The organism is Iodobacter arcticus, assembly GCF_042664895.1.
Taxonomy (GTDB): domain Bacteria; phylum Pseudomonadota; class Gammaproteobacteria; order Burkholderiales; family Chitinibacteraceae; genus Iodobacter; species Iodobacter arcticus.
The window spans coordinates 43583-59216 of the sequence record NZ_JBHTBQ010000008.1 but is presented as its reverse complement, the minus strand read 5'-3'; the positions used below and the strand labels follow the sequence as shown (position 1 = coordinate 59216).

Genomic DNA, 15634 nt, shown 5'->3' with positions numbered 1-15634 from the left:
ACCCCTTTAGCGAGAAATACGGCTGAGTAATCCAGAGGAAATCTCAAATTGCCGGCGATTAATAATAATGCCATCTACTTTTTTAAACGCCGTATTCAAAATAGACAGCGTATTTTCGACCATAGGCACCGTGGATTGCCTCGCCTCGACCACCAATAAAATTAAATCCGCCTGCTTAAGGCGAACAAAAGCAGCTTGATTGCTTAATAAAGCTGATGCATCAATCAAAACCACCTCGCCCGGATGAGCACATTCATCATCGGCCATGCGATTAGGAATGCCCCGCTCGTTTAAAATACGCTGAAATTGCCCAATCAAAAACCCAACCCCTTCGCCCTGCCGTGAAGAAGTCATTCCAATATTCAAGCCCTGATCTTTAAGCGTTGCCAAGGGCAACTGGCTATACAGCCGGTAAATGCTTGCTTCAAAAGACGCGGATAAAGCGCTGTCTTTCTGTTCCATCACCGTCGTCCATAAAGGCACGCCAAAATGGCTCTTTACTCTGCCGCCATCATGAATACGCTGATCTAATAAATAGCAGAGATACACCACAAATAAGCCCACAGCCAAACCCGCTGGCAGCGCCATAAACAGCATCATTAAGCTTTTAGGAAAAACCCGCGAAGGGGTAAAAGTAGCTTGCTCAATAATGGCAATATTGCTGATGCGACTATTATCTAATTCTCTATCGATACGCGCTTTTTCTAAGCTATCGATATAAAGCCGATAATTTTTCTCTGCTACCGATAAATCACGCTCCAAAGCTGATAGCTCCGGATCAATAGATAAAATGCGCTGCCTTTCTTTTTTAAGCTTCAACAACTCCCCATCATAAGCAATCGTTTGCGCTTTTAGCTCACTCACCCGAGTATCACGCTCTAGTGCTGAACGCTTTAGCATAGTGACTAATTCATTAGGTACGCGATTTTCAGAGCGCTGTATGCTTTCTTTTTCTTCGGCAATGCGCTCTTTAAGCGCGCTAATGCTGTGATTAAGCTCCAAAATCGGCGGCGCCTGATCTTGATAATTTTTTAATTTATCTAAGCGCTCTAATACCAAACCACTTAATTTAAGCTTTAAATCTTGCTGAGTAGGATTTAAACCCAGCTCACGCTCCTTGCTGACTTCCTGCGGCAAATCACCCGCCCTGCGGCTGGCGCTCATTATGCTTTTCTCTAAACCCTGCTGCTCAGCATAAGCTTCCGCCCGCTGTGCCGATACTCTATTAATTCTATCGGTCAGGCTTTCTAATTTTTCCTTACTGCTTATGCCATCAATCTCTTTTAATTTTTCAGAAATTCTGGTTTTGTTCATCGCGATTTGCTCAGCGATACGCTGGCTTTCTACTTCATAAAAACCATAAAGACTGTCATTGGCTAATTTTTTACCCCGCTCGGTTTGATAAACCTCTATCCATTTATTAACCACCCGCTGCGCAATCAATGGATCATCCCAAGTAAAGCTGATTTCCATTACCGATGAGCCTGCCTCATGCACCACGGTAAATTGCTTTTCTAATTTACTGGCTAAGCGATCTACGGGTGTTTGCGTTTCAGAAATACCAATAAATACCAAAATAGAGCGCACGCCATCAATGATGCCGCCCACGCCTTTTTTGATATAAAACTTAACTAGTTTCCAGCCATTTTTTTCAGAAGTGTCGTTCACTTCATTTAAATAATATTCAGCGACTTGCCGGATAATCGGCCGGCCAGTCAGCATTTTTTCTTCATCTACAATCGGGTCGCGCTGGGTGCTGGGAGCAACCAGTGTTTGTCTGTCGCTATATTCAATCGGCACTGTACTCATCGCCCTGCCAGGCTTCACGAGCAAACGCGATTCAGAAACATAGCGGGAAGGTAAAAGAAAAGCCCCCAATACAATCAAAACAACGGTGGCAATGAGGGCCCAGCGAAACTCTCTATTAAAAATAAAAAACAGGCGAATAATATCGCGAAAAGAGCGGATTTCTATCATGGCAACCTTACCGTGGTGCTTGAGCCTGAGCTTTTACTCAAATCGTAGCTAAACCCAATCCCGATTCCCTTAGAAAAAGGAATCAGCTGGTTAAAATACAAATCCACGCCTTCAATGGCATTGCCTAAAGCAGATTTAGGCACAAAAACAATATCACCTCTTTGTAGCATCACCCCACGGCGCTGAGGCTTAGCCAGCAAAAACTGGCTGAAATCAGTAAAGTAAACCTGATACAAACCCGTGGCATCCATTCTCAGTAAAGCAATATGCTCGCTGTCTGCGGTGGGTAAAATACCGCCCGCGCCAATAATCGCCTGCTCAATACTGGCTGCAGCTGTTAATTCAAAAGCCGAAGGGTTACGCACCGCACCGCCAACAAAAACGCGGTTTCCTGGTGCAATGGCGATATTGACCGTGACTTTGGGATAACGATAAATAGCTAACAATTTATCGCTGATTTCCTTAGCAACTTCTTCAGGCGAGCGTTGAGCGGCCTGAAGTAAACCTACAAACGGATAGGAAAATGTGCCATCCGGGCGAACAAAGAACAAAACCATTTCGTCATTTTCAGCAGGCGTTTGTGCATCCCTCACAATCCTGAGGGTATCCCCATTCATAATTCGGGTGACCGGAGGGGGAAGTTGACTGATGTCATGAAATTCAATACGGCGCTCGTCTAATACACTTTGCTCAGGCAATAACAGGCTACTAGGAGTGGAACAAGCGCTTAAGCAGAATAAAAGCATGCAAAGCACGGTACTATTTTTCATAAACGATTATTTCCAGTAGCCCGCAAACATGCCGATATGGCGTTTTACATAGCGAGGTAAATATTTTTCTATATGCCCTAAACGATAGCCTGCTAGCTTGCACACCACCCGGAGCATGACCTCCGGTTGACGCCAACCCTGCCCGGCACGCGATAGAGCATTCAGCTCAGATGCAAGAAATCGTCTCCCTTCACTGCCTGCTTTACCAAACAGCTCGCCTATCCATGATTCACGGCCATAAAACACCCCAATATCAAAGTAACGGCGAAACTCTTGCAATAGGGTGTAGTGATGAGAGTGGTAAACCTCTGCACTGGCCTCATAACGAACACCCCAATTATTTAATAGCATTTTTCCTGCCACATAGGCGTCCTCAGTGCCGATAATGTCCAAAGGAAAGCCACCAACGGTATCAAGCGCCACATTGCGATAGGCCGCAAATGAATCGGAGCTAAAACATGTCTTAATTCCTAATTCCGGCGCATCACTTAATCGTTTGGTTCGGCTTTGTGCAGGATAATTAAAACTACGTGAATGCCCCTCCAACACATCAGCACCTAATCTTGGCAATTGACGGCCATAAGCTGCGGCAATCGAGTCATCTGCCAAAATAGCATCGCGTAAATTCTCCAAGGCATACGGATTTGCAGGAATCGCATCTTGCGTCATATAGATAATTATATCGGCATTAAGCTGCTTACGCCCCCACTCTCTTGTGCCGCCATGATTAAATTGCTTTGCGTCTATTATTTCAACTCTTGCACCTGCCGCAGAAAAACGCGCTACGGTATCGTCTGAAGATTCACTATCAATCACCAACCACTCATCAACCTTAAGTGTTTGCTCTGCCAAAGCAGGTAGCAAACGATCCAGGTAGGGCCCCGCATTACGAACAGGTAATATAAGCGCAGTACGAATCATGATATTAATTCCAACACATTACGTAAGAATTGAAAAAAACTTTAACAAAAAATAAAACAATACTTTAATTAAAAAATTAATGCATATTATTTAATAAATCATTAAATACCTAGCTAACAATATAGCAAGGAACGCTAGAACCAAAGAATAGAAATTTACCTTATATACACTACGAAAGCATAGAAATAATTACCTTTCCTCTCAGCAACAAGCAAATAATTCAATATTATCAATACCAGTAAAAACAGTAAATTATTATTTTCTAATATTAATAAAAAGCACCACGTAATAAGTAAGAAACCATAGCGAAAGAAAAAGACAATCAATCAAAAAAACATGTGAACCTAATCACACATTTTCATTGATTTACACGAAAATAAAATCAATTACGCATAAAGGAAGTACCAACAAATAGAATAGTCAAATACCAATCTTCCTTTAGAAAATAAAGAAAAAATAAAAAAAATAGCGACTAGATTCTCACCTAGTCGCTACTCAATAAATAAAATAAATGCAAAAAGCACCATCCATCGGCAAATTACCAACAAAAAACCCAATAAAAACAGTGCAAAGCACAGAAAAAGTGCATCATTTCACATAGAAAAACCATAGGCAATGAGCCAATCATCCACATTCAGCGCTAAAAAACTCAGCCAACATCGGTCTATGTGGCTACAAACAAGCATGGCACCGCACCTTAAAACAAGTGGAAGTCAGCTTATCCTTTCTGAACGTGGCAGCTTTTGGATCAGCAAACCTAATAAAATAAGACCCAAACCAAACAAAGTAGAAATAAAAATATGCTCACCAATTAAAAACCAAATGAAAAACAATGAAATCAAAGGAGATAAAAAAATAAGATTCGCAATTTTAGCCGTGCTCTCTGTGAGCTTCATGGCAAACAGCCACAATACAAAAGTAAAGCCCATTTCAAATGCCCCCACATAAGCGGCCCCCACCAAGCCTTGCCAGCTCACATGAGTTAACTCACCATGAATCGCACACCAAACCAAAGTAACAGGCAGGGAAATTGCAAAATTAAGTGCTAAACCCAATACAGGCTCACGCTGATCTTTAGTATTAAAAATCCAATATACGGCCCACAACAAAGTAGATATTAAGGCTAAACCTACTCCATTTAAATTTGAAAAATTTAAATGGAGTAGGTCTCCCCGTGTAGCAATAACCAACACCCCCGTATAGCAGAATAAAGCAGCCCAGATATCATTCTTTTTCAACACCTGTTTTAAAAATGGCACAGCCAACAACGTCATTGTTAAAGCCCATGTATAGTTAATTGCCTGAGCTTCTTGAGCAGGCAATAAGGCATAGGCTTTAAATAAAATCAAATAATAGGCAAAAGGATTAATAATCCCAAACACTAAAGAAATACGCCAATTTTTAAAAAAAGCAGGCAGTAGCTCTTTTAAACGCCCTTGGCAAAACAAAATGGATAATAGTGCGAGTAATGAAGCGGCACTGGCATAAAGTAATAATTGAGCGGAGCTTAAATGCGCAAGGCTAAGCTTAAATGCAGTGGCCACTGTAGACCATGCCAAAACAGCAGCCAAACCACAGGCATACGCTTTTTGCTGTTGAGTCAAAACAAACCCTCCTTATTTGAGAAAGCCAAGACTAGCAATGATTTACCCCCACTGGCTATTGTGTATTGCTCTCTCTGACCTTTAAAAATAGCAAATAGCGCTTTATTCATACAAAATACATACATGAAATTTACGCAAAGAGATAGAATTAGAACTCCAATCCTTATCGAGAGCGCATCATGGCTACAGAATACAAAGGCGCATGCTTATGCGGCGCAGTACAATTTAGCGCTAAAACAATGAGTAATAAAGTAGGGGCTTGCCACTGTGCAATGTGCAGAAAATGGACTGGCGGCCCGCTTTTAGCCGTCGATTGTGGCAGTGAAGTGGTATTCACAGGAAAAGACGCAATCAACAGCTACGCCTCATCTGAATGGGCTGAACGTGGCTTTTGCAAGCAATGCGGCAGCCATTTATTTTACCTGTTAAAGGAAAAACAGCAGTTTATTATACCGGTCGGCCTATTTGATGAGCGGGATGATCTGGTCTTTGATCATCAGATATTCATCGATAAAAAACCAACTTTTTATGACTTTGCCAATCATACCCATAATATGACTGAAGCTGAGGTATTTGCCTCAGATGCACCAAGCGAAACATAAGCGCCGGGCGAGAGACTTGAAATAACACTCAATTCTCTCGCTATTTCTATTAATTTTTGGCTTTTAACAGCAAGCCACTATTTTTGGCAGCTTTAATTGTTTTATTAAACTCAAGAAGAAAACCCTTCATCTTCATTGATTTATGAAACCCAAGGTATAAGGGATCATAAGCTAGAGGAGGCTCTAGCAGCACAAATTGCTCACGATAAGCTTGTAACTCCGGGTCTGCATTTAAAGCCAGCAAAAGCCCCTGCCGTCCGGTAGCAAGTACCAGACAATCCACGCGATCATGCAGTAATTTTTTAAACTGAGCGCTGGATGAATAATTAAAATCAGCAGTAAATATTTTCTGAGCAAGTGCTGAATTAAAATCCGGCCCATAGCTGGCACCATTCGTGACGCCCACTAATTTCCCTTTTAAATCGTTTACTGAATGAAGAGGGAATTCTCTGCCTTTTTTTACCACAATGCTAATTGCAACTTCAAAAAAAGGATCGGAGTAATCAAATATTGCCGAGCGCTCTTTTGTTTTAGATAACCCGACAATGCCACCGCGGCCCTTTAATGCTAATTCATAAGCCCGCCGCCAGGAGCCCATTTCCCAAGTCACTTTAGTGCCCGTCTGTTGCTCGTGGCGCAGCAATAACTCATAAGCAACACCCGAAGCTTGCCCCTGAGCATTTTTATAGATAATGGGTCGGTATTCCTCATTAGCATAGATCGTAAGTGCCTCAGCATAGGCAAGCGGCGTAATCAGCAGTACAAACCAGAGTTGATTCAAATACTTCATATTCCCCTCCTCATGCCATCAGCCCATGCTTCATCCAGACTAGCAGATCATCCTGTTTTTAAATTTAGCCATGATTATAAAGCGCCGACTAAACGACAAAACAATCAGGGGCTAGGTATCACCCCTTTTAGCTTTGCGTCTTTAATGGCGCGATTAAACGCTGTTAACCAGCCTTGCATCTTCATTGACTTATGAAAAGCAAGGTAGAGTGGGTCCCGTACTAATGGCTTGGGCAGATAAACAAATTGATCACGTTTATTCAATAAGTCAGGATCTTTTTTTAAAATGACTTCTAACCCCTGATCACCATTATTTACCACAGCACAATCTACCCGATCATAAAGCAGCTTTTTAAGACGAACATCAGATGCATAATTCACATCAACGTAAAACAAGCCGGCAAGCCGCGCATGATCGAATTCTTCCCCATAACTAGCGGCATTGGTAACGCTAATGAGTTTTCCTTTTAAATCTGCCACTGAATTAAAAGGAAATTCCCGACCTTTTTTAACCACAAGCCCCACAATCGACTCATAAAAAGGCTCAGAATAATCAAATATTTCTAACCGCGCTTTGGTTTTGGATAAACCAATAATGCCGCCCTTGCCTTTCTCTGCCAGTGAATATGATCGTTTCCAAGATGCCATATCTAAATAAACTTTATTACCGCTTAATTGCTCATAATGTTTAATAAGCGCATACGCTATGCCCTCTTCTTTGCCCTGCTCATTTCTAAAAGTGATAGGTTGGTAATCATCACTGGCAAAAACAGTGACTTCGTCTGCATATAGCGTCGTGCTATATAAAATACAGAGTAATAAACATAGAGCGATTCTCATTGCCAGCCTCTGCCCCGCATTCACTTAGAGCTATCAGACTAGCCCAATAAATACGGAATCGCTCTGATGATCGGCCAAGAAAAAACCCCGGAATTGCTTCCGGGGTTTTTGAAATATTTAATTCAAAAAGAGAATTAAATCATGCCTTTAGATTTCAGCAGTTCAAGCATCGTCGAGCCAAGCTCAGCTGGGCTGCGTGTGTAGGCGATGCCTGCACGCTCAAATGCTGCGAATTTTTCTTCTGCAGTGCCTTTACCGCCAGAGATAATTGCACCAGCGTGGCCCATGCGTTTGCCCTTAGGCGCGGTAACACCAGCGATATAACCCACCACTGGCTTAGTCACGTAGGACTGAGCAAATTCAGCCGCTTCTTCTTCAGCCGAGCCGCCGATTTCGCCGATCATGATGATCGCATCGGTATCAGGATCGTCTTGGAATAAGCGCAGTGCGTCGATATGGGAGAGGCCTGGAATCGGATCGCCACCGATACCGATACATGTAGATTGGCCAAGACCCAATGCTGTAGTTTGCGCAACTGCTTCGTAAGTCAAAGTACCAGAGCGGCTTACAATACCGATACGGCCTGGCTGATGGATGTGCCAAGGCATGATGCCGATCTTGCATTCACCCGGAGTGATAATACCTGGGCAGTTAGGGCCGATCAGGCGGATACCGGCTTCATCAACCGCTTTTTTCACGTACAGCATATCCAGTGTTGGCACGCCTTCGGTGATACATACAATCAGCTGAATACCCGAATCAATCGCTTCCAGAATCGAATCTTTAGCGAATGGAGCCGGTACGTAAATCACCGTTGCATCCGCTTGAGTTTCGCGCATTGCATCTTTCATGGTGTTAAACACTGGCAGATCAAGGTGACGTGAGCCGCCCTTACCTGGTGTTACACCGCCAACAACCTTGGTGCCACACTTCAATGCTTGTTCTGCGTGGAATGTACCGTTTTTACCGGTGAAACCTTGCACCAATACTTTGGTGTTTTTATTGACTAAAACGCTCATTATTTTATCCTTTCAGCGGTAATTACAGTGCGGCAACAGCAGCAACGATTTTCTCGGCTGCGTCGTTCAAGCCTTGAGCCGATGTCAGCTTCAAGCCTGATTCGTTCAGAAGCTTAGCGCCCAATTCGGCGTTATTGCCTTCCAAACGCACCACAACCGGCACAGTTACATTTACTTCTTTCACTGCCGCAATAATCGCTTCAGCAATCATGTCGCAACGAACGATACCGCCGAAGATGTTGATCAGCACGCCCTTCACCGAATCATCAGCCAAAATCAGCTTGAAGGCTTCGATCACGCGATCTTTAGTTGCACCACCGCCTACATCCAAGAAGTTAGCCGGTTGGCCGCCTTTCAGCTTGATGATGTCCATGGTGGCCATTGCAAGGCCAGCGCCGTTCACCATACAACCGATATTGCCTTCCAACGCAACGTAGTTCAGCTCGAACTCAGATGCTTTTACTTCGCGCTCGTTTTCTTGCGATTTATCGCGCTGAGCCAACAATTCTGGCAAGCGATACAGCGCGTTAGAATCAAGACCAACTTTAGCGTCAACGCAGCACAATTCGCCGTTTTCACGCAAAGCCAGTGGGTTGATTTCAAACAGCGCGAAATCGTTAGCGATAAATGCTTCAGCCGCACCCAGCATCATTTTAACGAAATGAGCAACTTGCTTGCCTTCTAAACCCAAAGCAAACGCGCAATCACGCGCTTGGAATGGCTGCATGCCCACCAATGGATCTACGGTTACTTTGATGATTTTTTCTGGGGACTCTTCAGCTACGGTTTCGATCTCAACACCGCCTTCGGTGGAAACCATAAACACGACGCGCTGGCTTGAGCGATCTACAACCGCGCCAAGGTACAACTCGCGCTGAACTGGGTACATATCTTCACATACCAAAACCGAATGCACAGGCTGACCCGCTGCATCTGTTTGGTACGTAACTAGATTTTTACCGATCAAGCCTTTAGCAATTTCTGCGGCTTCTTCACGGGATTTAACCACTTTAACGCCACCCGCTTTACCACGGCCACCGGCGTGAACTTGCGCTTTAACCACCGCAAATTTGCCACCCAGCGCATCGTATGCAGCAGCTGCTTCTTCTGGAGTGTGAGCCAAAATGCCGCGTTGTACTGGAAGACCGTATTTAGCCAATAATTCCTTGGCTTGATATTCATGAAGATTCATCTGAGACCCTTTGTAAGGAAAGAGGATATGCAAATCGGCCGCATACCGTGAAACATATTGAGTGATTGAAAACAATCTAAAACTTCTGTAGACACAGAGCGGGCTGAGAAAGCGGCAAACCATACACAGGTCATTCTGTTTTTCTCTGTGTACTCCGTGTTCTCTTTTTGCTCTGTGTCTACAGGTTTTTTATGCCTTTTTTAACTATGCAAACCACGCTTATCACATGCTAAAGCCGCTTCGTGCAAGGCTTCAGACAAAGATGGATGGGCATGAACAATACGGGCAATATCTTCTGAGGAAGCGTTAAACTCCATCGCAACCACTGCTTCAGCAATCAGCTCTGAAGCAAATGGACCAACGATATGAACACCTAAAATACGATCGGTGGTCTTATCCGCCAGCATTTTAACAAAACCCTTACCTTCGCCTAGCGCTAAAGCACGGCCATTGGCGGAGAACAAGAATTGACCTTTCTTGTATTCAACACCAGCGGCTTTAAGCTGCTCTTCGGTCTGCCCTACCCAAGCAATTTCTGGGCTGGTGTAAATCACCCAAGGGATATTGTTAAAGTCGATATGTGGATGCTGGCCGGCGATGCGTTCAGCCACAGCCACGCCTTCGTCAGACGCTTTATGCGCCAGCATCGGGCCACGAACCACATCACCAATCGCCCAAACATTAGGCAAATTGCTTTGGCAATCGTCGTTCACATCAATCTGGCCACGCTCGGTCAGCTTCAGACCAACGGCATCTGCGTTTAGGCCAGATGTGTTTGGTACGCGGCCAATGGCTACAACCAGCTTATCAAATACGCTGACTTGTGCGGCACCGGCTACATCGGTCCAGTTTACGGTGACATCTTTTTTACCGGCCTTAATTTCGCCGATTTTAACGCCGGTATTGATCACCAAACCGGTTTCTTTAGTCAGGAATTTCTTAGCTTCGCGGGCCACTTGCTCGTCCGCGGCTCCTAGGAAAGTCGGCATCGCTTCCAGCACCGTCACTTCACTACCCAGACGCTTCCAGACCGAGCCCATTTCCAAGCCGATCACGCCAGCGCCAATCACACCAAGGCGTTTTGGCACAGCAGGAATCGCCAACGCACCTTCGTTATCCAGCACCAGCTGGTTATCGATGGCCACGCCTGGCAATTGGCGAACGCTAGAACCGGTCGCAATAATGACGTGCTTAGCGGTGATTTCTTCAACCGTGCCATCAGCCAACTTGGCTTCCAGCACATAAGCATCGCCCGCTTTGGCTTTAAATGCGCCTACACCGTGGAAAGACGTCACTTTGTTCTTTTTGAACAAGTAAGCGATACCGCCGGTGTTTTTAGTAATGATGTCTTGCTTACGCGCCAACATCTTGGCCACGTCCATTTTTAGCGTGCCGGTAGAGATACCATGATCGCCAAAATGGTGCGCCGCATTAAAGTAGTTTTCTGACGATTGCAGTAGTGCTTTAGAAGGGATACAACCCACATTCAAACACGTACCGCCCAAGCTCGCCTTGCCGTCTTTATCGCTAGTTGCATCGATACATGCAGTATTAAAGCCCAGCTGCGAGGCGCGAATCGCCGCCACATAGCCACCAGGGCCACCGCCGATTACAACAACGTCAAATTCTTTGCTCATGGTTTGGAAACCTTTGAGAAAGAGCAAGGGCGTGATCAACGCCCCGACTCTGTGATTCAATATTTAGCGATATGCCACGGCGGGTTACGCGATAAAGCCGCTAACCCGCCCTACAACATTCACATTAATTAGATATCAAGCAGCAAACGCGCTGGGTCTTCGATCACTTCTTTGATAGCAACCAGCGACAACACCGCTTCGCGGCCATCGATGATGCGGTGATCGTAAGACTGAGCCAGATACATCATCGGGCGAATCACCATTTCACCGTTTTCTACCACAACACGCTCTTTGGTCGCGTGCATGCCCAGAATCGCTGATTGCGGTGGATTGATAATCGGTGTCGACATCATCGAGCCAAAAGTGCCGCCATTAGAGATGGTGTAAGTACCGCCAGTCAGCTCGTCCATGCTCAACTTACCGGCTTGCGCACGCTTGCCAAAATCAGCGATGGTTTTTTCGATTTCAGCCAAACTCAGTTGATCCGCATTACGAATCACCGGCACCACCAAACCACGCGGGCTACCTACGGCCACGCCAATATCAAAGTAGCCGTGGTAAACGATATCGTTACCATCAACGGATGCATTCACAATTGGGAATTTCTTCAGCGCGTGCACCGCAGCTTTAACAAAGAAGCCCATAAAGCCCAGCTTCACGCCGTGGTCTTTTTCAAACTTTTCTTTGTATTTATTACGCAGATCCATCAACGGTTTCATATTGATTTCGTTGAAGGTGGTCAGGATCGCATTGGTTTGTTGCGATTCTAATAGACGCTCGGCCACGCGAGCACGCAAGCGGCTCATCGGCACACGTTGCTCCGTGCGATCACCCTGCTGTGTGGCAACGGGTGCCGATGCAGGCGCTGCCGCTGCGGCTGGTTTTGCCAAATGGTTCTGTACGTCTTCTTTTAATACACGGCCACCACGGCCAGTGCCACCGACTTCAGCCGGATTCACACCCGAATCTGCGGCCAGTTTTTTAGCCGCTGGCATCACTGCCGTGCCAAAGCCAATCGCGCTGGCTGAAACGCCGGCTTCTTTAGCCACTGCCTCAACGCGAATTTTCTCGCCCGCTGCTGTAGAAGTATTCGCCGGTGCAGCAACAGTCGCTTCGGTATCAATCGTTGCAATGAGTTGCAAGCTACCAACAATTGCACCCTCGGCTTGAACAATCGAAACCAGAACACCCGCTTGTGGCGCGGCGATTTCTAACACAACTTTGTCGGTTTCAATGTCGATCAATTGCTCATCACGGGCAACAGCGTCGCCTACTTTTTTCTTCCACTGCAACAGCGAAGCTTCAGAAACGGATTCAGGCAATTGTGGTACTAAAATTTCGATAATCATTTTGTAACTCCAAAGATCTGGCGACTAGGTCAGGCGGATTAAGCCACCCTGTTTATCCATTAGATGTTGAATAAGGCGGGTTTTCACCCGCCCTACATTACAGAGTCATTGCTTCTTCAACGAAGGATTTAAGCTGTGCAGCGTGCTTACTCATATAACCCACAGCAGGCGACGCCGACGAGGTACGGCCTGCATACAGCAGGGTTTGCTTAGGATGCATGCACGCTTCTAAGCGATGGCGAATCTGATGCCATGCGCCTTGGTTACGTGGCTCTTCCTGTACCCACATCACTTCACGTGCGTTCGGGTATTTCTCGATTTCAGCTTTTAGCTCTTCCGTTGGGAAAGGATAAAGCTGCTCGATACGCACAATCGCGATGTCTTTGAGATCGCGTTCCGTGCGACCCGCCAGCAGGTCGTAATACACCTGACCTGCACACATCACGACGCGCTTTACTTTCTTCGCGTCCAGATTACCCTGATCGCCAATCACTGAGCGGAATTCACCCTTGGTGAAGTCTTCTATCGGGCTAGAAGCAAACTTCGCCTTTAAGAGCTTTTTGCTCATAATGATAATCAGCGGCTTGCGGCTTGGGCGCAGCATCTGACGACGTAGCGCATGGAACATTTGCGCGGCCTCAGACATCATCAGTACTTGCACATTATGCTCCGCACATAACTGCAGATAGCGCTCAACGCGGGCAGATGAATGCTCTGGGCCTTGGCCATCATAGCCGTGTGGCAACATCATGGTCAGGCCACATAAGCGGCCCCACTTTGTTTCGCCCGAAGTAATAAACTGATCGATCACCACTTGCGCGCCGTTGGCAAAGTCACCGAACTGCGCTTCCCAGATAGTCAGCTCATCAGGCGCAGAGCAGGCATAGCCGTATTCAAAAGCCAGCACCGCTTCTTCGTTCAGAATCGAATCGATCACGGTAAAGTTGGCTTGTTTCTCAGCCAAATGCTGCAATGGAATATGAACGCCCTGATCCCACTTCTCACGATTTTGATCGTGTAAAACAGCATGGCGGTGATTAAACGTACCACGACCACAATCTTCACCGGAGATACGCACCGCGTAGCCTTCGGTTAGCAGCGTTGCGTAGGCCAAATGCTCGGCCATACCAAAATCAACTAGCTGCTCGCCATTCACCATGGCAATGCGTTCCTTGACGATTTTTTCTACGTTCGAGCGCAGCTTAAAATTATCAGGGATTTTGGTGAATTTTTCGGTAAGGCGCAGCAAATCAGCTTGTGGCACAGCGGATGCCACCGGATGACGCCAATGCACGCCCATATAGCGGGAGAAATCAATCGCGTGCGAGCGTTTGTAATCGGTCAGCGTGGTTTGCTCTACATGCTCACCTCTATCCAGCGCCGCGCGGTAATCTTGGATCAGATTATCGGCTTCATCACTACTTACAACGCCTTCAGCAATCAGACGATCGGCGTATTTCTTACGCGCGCCCGGATGCTGGCCAATTTTTTTGTACATCATTGGCTGCGTTACAAAGGGATCGTCCGCTTCATTGTGACCAAACTTACGGAAGCACACCAAATCTACCACCACATCGCGGTGGAATTTCATGCGGAATTCGAGCGCGGCTTGCATCACCAAAATCACCGCTTCAGGATCATCGCCATTCACGTGGAAAATCGGCGCTTCAACCATTTTGGCGATATCGGTACAGTAAATCGTAGAGCGGGTATCGCGGGTGTCTGAAGTTGTAAAACCAACTTGGTTATTCACCACCAGATGCACCGTACCGCCTGTGCCGTAACCACGGGTATTGGCCAAGTTAAACGTACCTTGGTTGGTACCTAAGCCGATAAAGGCGGAATCGCCGTGAATCAGTACCGGCAGAACTTGCACACCCAGCTTATCGCCGCGACGTTGTTGACGCGCACGCACCGAGCCTTCAACCACAGGGTTGACGATCTCAAGATGGGAAGGGTTAAACGCAAGGCTGAGGTGGATTGGGCCGCCGGGAGTCGGGATATCTGCCGAGAAACCCATATGGTATTTCACGTCACCAGAAGACAAATCGCTGACTGATCGGCCTTCAAATTCGCTGAATAAATCACGCGGCTGCTTGCCTAATGTATTCACCAGCACATTCAAACGACCACGGTGGGCCATACCGATAATCATTTCTTGCACGCCCACTGCACCCGCGCCTTGGATTAAGAAATCCAGTGCAGGGATCATGGAATCGCCGCCTTCAAGCGAGAAGCGCTTTTGGCCGACGTATTTTTTATGCAGGTATTGTTCTAACGTTTCTGCCGCAGTCACTTTTTGCAGTGTGCGTTTCTTTTGCTCGATGCCATAGGATGGCGTTGAGCGGCGGGATTCAAACCACTGCTGCACCCACTTGCGCTGTTCTGCATTGGTGATGTGCATATATTCCAGACCAATACTGCCGCAGTAAGTTTGCTTTAAAAACGCAATCACTTCGGCAAGGGTAGCGCGTTCCATCCCCGCAATATTGGTACCAAAGGTTGTTGCCATATCGGCATCGGTAAAGCCATGGTGCTTAGCATCTAGCTCAGGCAAACGCGCTTGATCCATACGCTGCAAAGGATCTAGGCTCGCTTGGCGCGAACCCATAATGCGGTAAGCGGAGATCAGGCGAAGCAGATTAACCTGTTTACGCGTAGCTTCTTCATCGACTGCGCCACCTTGCTGTACATAGCGGGGCTGGCGAGTCAGTTGGCGGAAGGATTCCTCGATCGGTGCTCGTGGAATATCACGATCAACCACACCAGGGCTTTGCTGCATCTTATCGAAGTAGGAGCGCCATTCCTGATCAACCGACTGTGGGTCACTCAGGTACTGCTCGTAAAGCTCCTCAACGAAAGGAGCATTCCCGCCAAAAAGGTGGGAATTAGACCTCAACTCTCTCATCATCGCCGTCATCAAATCCAGTAATT

Annotated in this window: 12 protein-coding genes; 1 reads left to right on the top strand and 11 read right to left on the bottom strand. The window is 46.3% G+C overall.

Annotation, left to right across the window (positions count from 1 at the left end):
* Positions 1 to 6: 6 nt before the first annotated feature.
* The 4 genes from ACFQNF_RS05185 to ACFQNF_RS05170 form a co-directional block, all read right to left on the bottom strand.
* Positions 7 to 1977: an exopolysaccharide transport family protein gene (locus ACFQNF_RS05185; RefSeq protein WP_380186636.1), complete on the bottom strand. Its 1971-nt coding sequence runs from the start codon at positions 1975 to 1977 to the stop codon at positions 7 to 9.
* Entirely contained in the window at positions 1974 to 2747 is a 774-nt protein-coding gene (locus tag ACFQNF_RS05180) for a polysaccharide biosynthesis/export family protein (RefSeq protein ID WP_380186635.1), read from the bottom strand. The genes ACFQNF_RS05185 and ACFQNF_RS05180 overlap by 4 nt, the downstream gene beginning before the upstream one ends.
* A gap of 6 nt (positions 2748 to 2753) precedes the next feature.
* Positions 2754 to 3668, bottom strand: a complete 915-nt coding sequence (locus tag ACFQNF_RS05175) for a glycosyltransferase family 2 protein (RefSeq protein ID WP_380186633.1) — start codon at positions 3666 to 3668, stop codon at positions 2754 to 2756.
* A gap of 713 nt (positions 3669 to 4381) precedes the next feature.
* Positions 4382 to 5272, bottom strand: coding sequence for a DMT family transporter (locus tag ACFQNF_RS05170; RefSeq protein WP_380186631.1), 891 nt, complete (start codon positions 5270 to 5272; stop codon positions 4382 to 4384).
* Positions 5273 to 5451: 179 nt separating this feature from the next.
* Here ACFQNF_RS05170 and ACFQNF_RS05165 point away from each other — a divergent pair, with 179 nt between their 5' ends.
* Positions 5452 to 5874 carry a GFA family protein gene (locus tag ACFQNF_RS05165; RefSeq protein ID WP_380186629.1) on the top strand — a complete coding sequence of 141 codons (423 nt, stop codon included), beginning with the start codon at positions 5452 to 5454 and terminating at the stop codon, positions 5872 to 5874.
* Positions 5875 to 5923: 49 nt separating this feature from the next.
* Here ACFQNF_RS05165 and ACFQNF_RS05160 read toward each other — a convergent pair whose 3' ends face one another.
* The 7 genes from ACFQNF_RS05160 to ACFQNF_RS05130 all read right to left on the bottom strand — a co-directional run bounded on the left by ACFQNF_RS05160 (position 5924) and on the right by ACFQNF_RS05130 (position 15611).
* Positions 5924 to 6664, bottom strand: a complete 741-nt coding sequence (locus ACFQNF_RS05160) for a substrate-binding periplasmic protein (protein ID WP_380186628.1) — start codon at positions 6662 to 6664, stop codon at positions 5924 to 5926.
* Between the two features lie 104 nt (positions 6665 to 6768).
* The gene (locus ACFQNF_RS05155) at positions 6769 to 7503 is read right to left on the bottom strand and encodes a substrate-binding periplasmic protein (RefSeq protein ID WP_380186626.1); all 735 of its coding nucleotides are present in this window, start codon (positions 7501 to 7503) and stop codon (positions 6769 to 6771) included.
* A 134-nt stretch (positions 7504 to 7637) separates the two neighbouring features.
* Positions 7638 to 8522, bottom strand: coding sequence for a succinate--CoA ligase subunit alpha (gene sucD / locus ACFQNF_RS05150; RefSeq protein ID WP_046351232.1), 885 nt, complete (start codon positions 8520 to 8522; stop codon positions 7638 to 7640).
* A gap of 22 nt (positions 8523 to 8544) precedes the next feature.
* Complete coding sequence (gene sucC, locus ACFQNF_RS05145; RefSeq protein WP_046351231.1) at positions 8545 to 9714, bottom strand: ADP-forming succinate--CoA ligase subunit beta; 1170 nt, start codon at positions 9712 to 9714, stop codon at positions 8545 to 8547.
* Between the two features lie 200 nt (positions 9715 to 9914).
* A complete protein-coding gene (lpdA, locus tag ACFQNF_RS05140) occupies positions 9915 to 11351 on the bottom strand; it encodes a dihydrolipoyl dehydrogenase (RefSeq protein WP_380186624.1) in 1437 nt (478 codons plus the stop codon).
* 128 nt (positions 11352 to 11479) lie between these two features.
* Positions 11480 to 12700 carry a 2-oxoglutarate dehydrogenase complex dihydrolipoyllysine-residue succinyltransferase gene (gene odhB, locus ACFQNF_RS05135; RefSeq protein ID WP_380186622.1) on the bottom strand — a complete coding sequence of 407 codons (1221 nt, stop codon included), beginning with the start codon at positions 12698 to 12700 and terminating at the stop codon, positions 11480 to 11482.
* A gap of 97 nt (positions 12701 to 12797) precedes the next feature.
* Positions 12798 to 15611 carry a 2-oxoglutarate dehydrogenase E1 component gene (locus tag ACFQNF_RS05130; protein ID WP_380186700.1) on the bottom strand — a complete coding sequence of 938 codons (2814 nt, stop codon included), beginning with the start codon at positions 15609 to 15611 and terminating at the stop codon, positions 12798 to 12800.
* Positions 15612 to 15634 lie beyond the last annotated feature (23 nt).

Bases quoted from the DNA above. Each gene is read 5' to 3' on its own strand.
- ACFQNF_RS05155 (WP_380186626.1), bottom strand. From the start codon at position 7,503: ATGAGAATCGCTCTATGTTTATTACTCTGTATTTTATATAGCACGACG.
- ACFQNF_RS05185 (WP_380186636.1), bottom strand. From the start codon at position 1,977: ATGATAGAAATCCGCTCTTTTCGCGATATTATTCGCCTGTTTTTTATT.
- odhB (WP_380186622.1), bottom strand. From the start codon at position 12,700: ATGATTATCGAAATTTTAGTACCACAATTGCCTGAATCCGTTTCTGAA.
- sucD (WP_046351232.1), bottom strand. From the start codon at position 8,522: ATGAGCGTTTTAGTCAATAAAAACACCAAAGTATTGGTGCAAGGTTTC.
- ACFQNF_RS05165 (WP_380186629.1), top strand. From the start codon at position 5,452: ATGGCTACAGAATACAAAGGCGCATGCTTATGCGGCGCAGTACAATTT.
- lpdA (WP_380186624.1), bottom strand. From the start codon at position 11,351: ATGAGCAAAGAATTTGACGTTGTTGTAATCGGCGGTGGCCCTGGTGGC.
- sucC (WP_046351231.1), bottom strand. From the start codon at position 9,714: ATGAATCTTCATGAATATCAAGCCAAGGAATTATTGGCTAAATACGGT.
- ACFQNF_RS05175 (WP_380186633.1), bottom strand. From the start codon at position 3,668: ATGATTCGTACTGCGCTTATATTACCTGTTCGTAATGCGGGGCCCTAC.
- ACFQNF_RS05160 (WP_380186628.1), bottom strand. From the start codon at position 6,664: ATGAAGTATTTGAATCAACTCTGGTTTGTACTGCTGATTACGCCGCTT.
- ACFQNF_RS05130 (WP_380186700.1), bottom strand. From the start codon at position 15,611: ATGATGAGAGAGTTGAGGTCTAATTCCCACCTTTTTGGCGGGAATGCT.
- ACFQNF_RS05180 (WP_380186635.1), bottom strand. From the start codon at position 2,747: ATGAAAAATAGTACCGTGCTTTGCATGCTTTTATTCTGCTTAAGCGCT.